Raw genomic sequence first — 8,083 nt, 5'->3', positions numbered from 1 at the left:
CACGGGCGGGTTCCGGCTCCGCGCTCCGCTTGGCCGCCCCGGACCCGCGAGCGGCCGAATCGCCACGCTTGGGTGTCTTGGCGGTCTTGGTGGCCTCCGCCCCGCGCTTCTGACCCCGGGAACTGCGCCGCAGGGTGTCCTCGGCGCCGGCTTCGCTCCGCGTGCGACGAGCCCGGCCGGCGGCCGAGCGCGGATTCCAGCTGTCGCTGCCGCGCGTGCGTTCCCGGCCGGGGCGCGCGGTGGTGTCGGCATTGCGGTACAGCCACACTCGCAGGGCGCCCACGCCCAGCACCAGGACCGTCGCCAGTGCCATGGTCGGGAATCTGTTCACCAGCGGAATCGCCAGATTCAGCAGAATGTCCTTCACCGAGGTCGAGCTGTGCCCGGTGAGCTGCTGATAGGCCAGCGGGACGGCGATGAACAGCAGTAGCGGCGGAGTCACCATGGTGGTGAACAGGCCGCGATAGCGCACCACGCATGCCGCGATCACACATCCGATGATGTAGAACGCGGCGAACACATGGGTCAGCTCCTTGCCGCTGTTTCCGGAGTCGATGAAGAATCCGATGAAAGTGCACGCCACCGCGATCAATACCGCGGCGCCGGCGGGGATGCCGGGCACCGACGGGACGATCGAGAGGTGCGAGGCGGGTACATCGGATCGCTCGCGTTGGGTAGCTGCCACGTAAAGCACACTATCTGCCGCGGCCGGAACGTGTGTCGAGGCCGGGCTGCTGCCGGAGTTACTCGTTGGTGTCCGAGAAGCCTACCGCGCGTGGCCACGACTGGACGGGAGCAATTGCCGGTACGGCGCGATCGCCGATATCGAGTTCGTGCAGCCGGCGCGCGGTGACCATCACGCGGGATTCGATCGAGGCCACTGTGTGGTTGAAAGCGTCGACGGCCTTACCGAGTTGGGTGCCGAGCTTGTCGAGATGGTTGCCCGTGGTGGACAGCCGGTTGTACAGCTCCCGGCCCAATTGCTGAACGGTTGCCATATCTCGGGAAAGTGCTTCCTGTCGCCAGCCGAACGCGACGGTGCGCAGTAATGCGATCAGGGTCGTCGGTGTAGCGAGGATCACGTTGCGGCCGAAGGCGTACTCGAGAAGACCGGCATCGGCGGTCAGCGCGGCGTCGAGGAACGGATCGCCGGGGATGAACAGGACCACGAATTCCGGGCTGGGATCGAAGGCCTCCCAATAGGCTTTGCCGGCCAGCTGGTCGACATGCGCCCGCAGGTGTTTGGCGTGCCGGGCCAGATGCTCGGTGCGCCGGCGCGGATCCGTCTCGCCGGTGGCGTCCAGATAGGCCGTCAGCGGCACCTTGGCGTCGACCACCAGTTGGCGGTCACCGGCCAGCCGGACCACCAGGTCGGGGCGGATCAGGCCGTCGCGGCCGCTCGCGGTGACCTGCGTGTCGAAGTCGCAGTGTTTGGCCATGCCCGCCAGTTCGACGACCCGCTCGAGTTGTATTTCCCCCCAGCGCCCGCGCACCTGCGGCGCCCGCAGCGCCGACACCAGCTCACCGGTCTGCGTGGACAACTGCTGGGAGATCCGCTGCATCCCCGCGACCTGTTCGCGCAGCCCGGAGTAGGCGTTGATGCGATTGTGCTCGACCTGCTGGATGTGCTGGTTCAAACTGCCCAGCGCCTCGCGTAGCGGCTCGACCAGCGTGCCGATGGCCTGCGAATTGTGCCGTGCCGCATCGGCGCTCGCGGCGCCGAGCGAGTGCCGCAGCAGCTGTTCGTTCTCCCGCAGCGCCGCGAGTTGAGCTTCGGCCGCGGCCGCCCGCTGCCCCGCCCGGGCGGCGTGCCCCAGCCACCCGAGGCCGGCCCCCGCGCAGAACACCAACAACAACGCGAACAGCATCGATGCGGTCATGAGCCCGATAGTGCCCTATCCCACCGACAAGTTCGCGAATCCCGGCAATTCCCCAGCACCACTCGTCGACACGCCGGAGCGATTCAACCTTGTCGGTGAGATGGCTTAGCCTCTTGCCACATGCGGATGCTGCATACCTCGGACTGGCACATCGGGCGCACCTTTCACGGTGTCGACCTGCTGGCCGATCAGGCGCGTGCGCTGGAGGCGGTGGCGGAGCTGGTGACCGCGCAGCAGGTCGACGTGGTCGTGGTGCCGGGCGACGTCTACGACCGGTCGATTCCGAGCGCGGACGCGATAGCGGTGTGCAACAAGGGCTTCGAGGCCATTCGCGCCGCGGGGGCGACGATCGTCGCGACCTCGGGCAATCACGATTCGCCGACGCGACTGGGCGCCCTGGGCAGCTTCGCCGCGGCGGGCGGACTGCATCTGCGCACGTCGGTGGCGGAGGTGGACCGGCCGGTGATGCTCGCCGACGAGCACGGACCGATCGCCTGCTACGGCATCCCGTATCTGGAACCCGAAATCACCCGCGCGGAACTGGATGTGCCGCAGGCGCGTTCGCACGCCGAGATCCTGGATGCCGCGCTGGCCCGTATCCGTGCGGACCGGCAACGCCGCGGCGATCCGCGAACCGTGGTGCTGGCACACGCCTTCGTGGTCGGTGCCGAGGCGACCGGTTCGGAACGTTCGATCGCCGTGGGCGGGGTGGAGACGGTGCCGCTCAGCGCGTTCGAGGGCATCGACTACGTGGCGCTGGGCCATCTGCATTCGCCGCAGACGTTGTCGGAGTCGGTCCGGTATTCCGGCTCGCCGCTGCCGTATTCGTTCGCGGAGCGTTCGCATCGCAAGGCGGTGTGGATCGTCGATCTGGACGCCGACGGGCTGGCATCGGTGCAGCGCCACGAACTTCCGGTGGTACGGGGCCTGCGCCAGCTGACCGGCGTGCTGGACGAGCTGCTGTCCGCGGCCGAATATGCCGATGCCGAGGATGATTACGTCTCGGCGGTGCTCACCGATCACGCGCGTCCGGTCGACGCGCTGCGCCGGCTGCGCGGACGCTTCCCGCACGCGGTGCATGTGGAATGGACCCGCCCGGAGGCGAATTCGCAAATGCGTTACCGCGAGCGGGTGCACGGCCGCCGCGACAGCGAGATCGCGCACAGCTTCCTCAGCGATGTGCGCGGTGAACCGACAGCGGGGGAGATGGCGCTGATCGAACAGGCACTGTCGGCGGCTCGGCGCGAACCAGTCTCCGAAGTGGTGGCGGCCTCGGCGGAGTTGTCGGCATGACCGGCGCCCGGGCGGGTGGCGCATGAGGCTGCATCGGCTGGAGCTCACGGCTTTCGGGCCGTTCGCCGAGACGGCGCGGGTCGACTTCGACGAGCTCGGCGCCGACGGGCTGTTCCTGCTGCACGGTCATACCGGCGCCGGGAAGACGACGGTGCTCGACGCGATCGCCTTCGCCCTCTACGGCCGAGTGCCGGGGGCCCGCGGCGAGACTAAACGCCTGCATTCCGACCACGCCGATCCGCAGACCGCGCCCCGGGTGGTGCTGGAGGCGACGCTCGGCGGCCGCCGGTTGCGCCTGACCAGGTCGCCGGAGTTCGAGCGGCCGAAGAAGCGCGGCACCGGTATGCGGACCGAACAGGCCGCGGCGACACTGGAGTGGCTCGACGGGCGCGGGCAACATCTGTCCCGCATCCCCGATATCGGCGACGAGGTGAGCCGGCTGCTGGGGATGAGCGCCGATCAGTTCTTCCAGGTCGTGCTGCTTCCGCAAGGCGATTTCGCGCGGTTCCTGCGCTCGGACAACGAAGATCGGGAGAAGCTGCTCGAGCGGCTGTTCGACACCGAACGCTTCGGCACGGCCGAGCAATGGCTGGCGCAGCGGCGACGCGAGAGCGCCGCGCAACTGGACAATCACCGCCAGAGCGTCGACCGCCTGATCGCTCAGGTCGCGATCACCGCCGGCCTGGGCGCCACCGAAGCCGTCGGGCCGCTCGAGGCCGTGGAATGGTCACAGCAGCTCCTCGCGCAGGCTCGCGCCGAGGCCGAGCGCTCCGCGACGGATTTGGCTCGCTGCCAAGAGGATTCGGCCCAGCGGCACACCGCTGCCGAGGAACACCGCCGGGTCCAGGAGCGTCGCGAACGCGCCGCGATCGCCCGCCGCCAACTCGACGACTACGCCGCCGGCGCGCCCGCCCGCAATCGTGTCCAGGCCGATCTGGACCGCGCCCGCCGCGTCGAACCGGTGGCGGCCGCGCTCGCCGATGCCCGCACGGCCGCGGTCACCCTGCGCCGCCGCACCGACGAAGCCCGCGACCTGGCCGAACGCCTGGCCGTCCGCCTGCTCGAACCCGAATCCGCCGAGCTTCCGGGAACGACATGGGCCGCAACCGAGCTCGCTGCCGCCGAATTGGCGGATACCGACATGGCCGAGGAGCTCTCCGCCATTCCGGCCATTCCGGACATCAGTCGCACCGCCGCCGACGACGGTGTGGTTGCCACGACACCCTCGCCGGAGGAGCCCGGTGCGGTGGACGAACCGATCGAATGGGAGTTGTTCTCCATCGACCTCGCCCGGCCCGCAGCGGCGCCGGAGTCGCGCGGTAACCGGACTCGCTCCGATGCGGGTGCGCAGAACCAGCCGGGCCGGTCGGGCGGGCAGAAGGTTGCCGGCGCGCTCGACGACTCGGGCACCGATGCAGCAGGAGCGGACCGTGGTCTCGACGCCGCGGTACAACGGTGGTCCGCGCATATCGGCTCGCTGGAAGAGGTTCGCGCGGACGCCGAGTCGGCCGTCCGCGTGACCGCCGAATTGGCCGGGCTGCGAACGGAATACGCCACCGTGTCGCGCGAGCTGGAACAGCTGTCGCAGCGCAGGGAGCAGTTGCCGCAGGCCATTCGGTCGGCCGAGGTGGCGCTGCGCGAGGCAGCGGATGCCAAGGCCGCGCTGCCGGGTCTGGAACGCGAATGCGAGCGAACCCGCGCCGCGGCGCAGGCGGCGGTCGAGCTCGTGGGCACGCGGAAGGAATTGGCCACAGCGACCGAGGAATTCGAGCGGGCTCGGGCGGACCATACCGATGCGCGCGAGCGCACCCTCGATCTTCGCGAACGTCGCCTGGCCGGAATGGCGGCGGAGCTGGCGGGTGCACTCGTCGAAGGGCAGCCGTGCACCGTGTGCGGTTCCGCCGACCATCCGGCTCCCGCCCGGCCCACCGCCGTCACCGTCGCGAAATCCGACGAGGACGCGGCGGTGCAGGCCGAACGCGCCGCCGAACAACGACGCGACCGCGCCCTCACCCGTCGCACGGAACTGGAACGCCGGATCGAACTGCTCGGGGAGCGCGGCGGCAACGGCGACCCCGCGGAATTGGCCGCCGCCGTGAACGCGGCGACCGAGCAGTTCCGCTCCGCACAGCAGAAGGCGAGCGCCGCCGCCGATCGCGGTGCCGAGGTGGAGCGGCTGCGCACCGCCGAAACCGAACTGCACAGCCGCCTTCGAGAACTCGAAAGCCGGTCCAGCGCAGTGCAGGAACGCATCCTGGCCGCCGACCGCCGGCTGGCCGAACTGACGGATCGAGTCCGGGTGGCGGCCGGCGCTGACGGCACGGTCGAGCGTCGCCGTGCCCGGCTGGACGCGCTCATCGCCGACGCCACGGATCTGCTCACCGCCCGCACCGACGCCGCCGTCGCCGACGACCAGTTCGCCGACCTCGCCCGCCGCGTCGAACAGACCGCCCGCGCTGCCGACCTGCCGGCAGCTCCGGAACCCGAGCATCCCGCGTCCGGCGCGCCCGACCGTGCCGTGCTCGCGGCCTACGCGAAAGTCGTTGCGGCCGCGACCCGTACACCGCAGCAGCAGAAGGAGATGGAGGCCGAGCTCGTCGCCGCCGACCGCCGCCGCGCCCACGCCGAAGCGGTTCTGGCCGAACCCGAGGTCCGAGCCGCGGCCGATGCCGACGCCGTGGACCTCACCGAGGTCGAGACGGCCGTGGCCGAGGCCCGCCGCGCGCTGGACGCCGCGGTCGCCGCGCACGCCGAGAGCACCCGCCGCGTGGCCCAACTCGAGGAACTCGGCAGTCAACTGTGGGCCGCGGCCGACCGCATCGCCCCCCTGCAGCAGGCGCACACCGAACTCGAGGGTCTCGCCGACGTGGTCGCGGGCCGCGGCGCCAACAACCGCCGTATGTCCCTGCGTTCCTATGTGCTCGCCGCGCGACTGGAAGAGGTCGCGATCGCCGGCTCGGCACGTCTGCGCCGGATGTCCGGTGGCCGATACGAATTCGTCCATTCCGATGCGGCAGGCCCGCGCGGGCGCCGCGGCGGTCTCGGTCTGGACATCCGCGACGACTACACCGGCGCGGTCCGTCCCGCGAAAACCCTGTCCGGTGGTGAAACCTTCATGGCCTCGCTGTCACTGGCGCTCGGCCTCGCCGATGTGGTCGCGGCGGAATCCGGCGGCCTGGTACTGGACACCCTGTTCATCGACGAGGGCTTCGGCAGCCTCGACGCCGACACCCTCGACGCCGTGATGGGCGTACTGGACGAATTGCGTTCGGGTGGACGGGTTGTCGGTGTGGTCAGCCACGTCGACGAGATGCGACAGCGCATCCCCAGCCGGCTCCACGTCATCCGGGAACCGACCGGCTCGCGGCTGCGTACGATCGTCGCCTGATCACCCGCGGCGCAATCTGCTCCCCGATTCGCGCAGCGCCAGCAGTTCCGCGGCGTGCGGGTCGGGCACGGTGGCCGAGCTCGGGAAGTCGAACATCCGCACCTGCCGGTCCGTTCCGAACGGCGCCCACCCCGGGTCGCCGTGCGTCGCGAAATCCACCCAGGCCCGGTGGACGTCGTCGGCCAGTGGTTGCGGCGGGTTCGGTCCGGTCAGCGGATGCGCCTCGGAGAGTTTGTCGAAGACGAACGGGATCTCCACCACGTGACAGGCGCCGAGATCGGGAACCCCACTGCGCCAGCCGAATTCGTACACGTGCGTCGGCGCACCGGCGGCGGCGTTGGCCGCCGCGATGCGCATCGAATCGTCGCGGAAGACCACGTCGGTGATCACGGCCGCGAACAGGTCGGCGGCTGTGGCCCGCGGCCGATGCTCGGCATACACCCGCACCACGGCGGGGTCGACGCCGTAGCGGGACAGCACCGGCCCCAGCGTCTCGTCGGTGAGCGTGGCCGCGATGCCGGTCGGAAAGGTGAAGAACCGGAATTCCTCGGCCGTCCAGCCGATGAGCAACGGCACCGCGTGGGCGGTGGAGCGCTCCAGCACATCGATCGGCCGGTTCTCGATGAGTTCACCGTCGATCACCGGGAAGAAACTCAGAAGCCCGAGACCGTGGTCGATGATCGTGCGGCCCCACCGATTCGGATCGGGATTGGTGATCAACTCCAGCGCCACCGCGTCCTGTGCGGTTCGCAGCCGATCCGGTCCGAGCTCGCCGAAGGCCGCCGCCGTCGGCTCGATTCCCATTGTGCGAGCGAGATTTTCGGCGACCTTGACCGCGTCCTCGGCCTCGGCGACCGCGGATCCGTTGCCGCTCTGCACGATCGCGCGACGGAACAGTCCCCGCGCCGGAGCCGCGGTCAGCAGATCGACCACGCTCATCCCGCCCGCCGATTCACCGAAGACGGTCACATTGTCGGGATCCCCGCCGAACGCCGCGATATTGTCGTGCACCCAGCGCAGCGCGAAGATCTGATCGTGCAGCCCGCGGTTGAGCGGCGCGCCGGGCACGGCGGCGAAGCCGGAGATCCCGAGCCGATAGTTGATCGACACCACCACGACCCCGTCGCGGGCGAACGTACTTCCGTCGTACATGGTCCGGGCGTTGGAGCCGCGGGTGAAGGCACCGCCGTGAATCCAGACCATGACCGGCAGACCGGAGCCGCCGACCTCGGGCGTCCACACGTTCAGGTTCAGGTACTCGTCTCCGGGCAGCCCGTCGCTGCCGATCAGGGCGTGGATCGGCGCGGGGTACTGCGACTGCACACAGGTCGCCCCGTAGGTCAGCGCATCGCGCACGCCGTCCCACTCCGGAACCGGCCGCGGCAGGTCGAACCGGGCCGGACCGACGGGCGCGGCCGCATAGGGAATACCGAGGAATGTGCTCACCGCGTTCTCGGTGTTGCCCCGGACCTTGCCACCTGTGACCGACACGATCGTTTCCATGCAGAACTCCTTCGTCGTT

The 8,083-nt window shown here is 69.9% G+C and carries 5 protein-coding genes; 2 read left to right on the top strand and 3 right to left on the bottom strand.

What is annotated here, in order from left to right; all coding sequences use genetic code 11:
- A partial coding sequence (locus NN2_RS10125; protein ID WP_156511294.1) for a DUF6542 domain-containing protein occupies window positions 1-685 on the bottom strand: 685 nt, incomplete at its 3' end.
- Between the two features lie 58 nt (window positions 686-743).
- Window positions 744-1,880 (bottom strand): DNA recombination protein RmuC, encoded by a 1,137-nt coding sequence (locus tag NN2_RS10120; protein ID WP_063012482.1) that lies wholly within the window; start codon window positions 1,878-1,880, stop codon window positions 744-746.
- A 120-nt stretch (window positions 1,881-2,000) separates the two neighbouring features.
- Here NN2_RS10120 and NN2_RS10115 point away from each other — a divergent pair, with 120 nt between their 5' ends.
- Both NN2_RS10115 and NN2_RS10110 read left to right on the top strand, forming a co-directional pair.
- Window positions 2,001-3,173 (top strand): exonuclease SbcCD subunit D, encoded by a 1,173-nt coding sequence (locus NN2_RS10115; protein WP_063012480.1) that lies wholly within the window; start codon window positions 2,001-2,003, stop codon window positions 3,171-3,173.
- 22 nt (window positions 3,174-3,195) lie between these two features.
- Window positions 3,196-6,561, top strand: a complete 3,366-nt coding sequence (locus tag NN2_RS10110) for an AAA family ATPase (protein WP_063012478.1) — start codon at window positions 3,196-3,198, stop codon at window positions 6,559-6,561.
- Here NN2_RS10110 and NN2_RS10105 read toward each other — a convergent pair whose 3' ends face one another.
- Window positions 6,562-8,064, bottom strand: coding sequence for a carboxylesterase/lipase family protein (locus tag NN2_RS10105; protein ID WP_063012476.1), 1,503 nt, complete (start codon window positions 8,062-8,064; stop codon window positions 6,562-6,564). It abuts the gene before it with no gap.
- Between the last annotated feature and the right edge of the window lie 19 nt (window positions 8,065-8,083).

The organism is Nocardia nova NBRC 15556, from assembly GCF_001613005.1.
Lineage (GTDB): Bacteria > Actinomycetota > Actinomycetes > Mycobacteriales > Mycobacteriaceae > Nocardia > Nocardia nova.
Note: the sequence above shows the minus strand (reverse complement) of the source record. Positions and strands in the feature narration are given on the sequence as shown.

What these genes read in the sequence shown, in the direction of transcription:
- NN2_RS10105 (WP_063012476.1), bottom strand. Translation starts at nt 8,064, where the DNA reads ATGGAAACGATCGTGTCGGTCACAGGTGGCAAGGTCCGGGGCAACACC.
- NN2_RS10120 (WP_063012482.1), bottom strand. Translation starts at nt 1,880, where the DNA reads ATGACCGCATCGATGCTGTTCGCGTTGTTGTTGGTGTTCTGCGCGGGG.
- NN2_RS10115 (WP_063012480.1), top strand. Translation starts at nt 2,001, where the DNA reads ATGCGGATGCTGCATACCTCGGACTGGCACATCGGGCGCACCTTTCAC.
- NN2_RS10110 (WP_063012478.1), top strand. Translation starts at nt 3,196, where the DNA reads ATGAGGCTGCATCGGCTGGAGCTCACGGCTTTCGGGCCGTTCGCCGAG.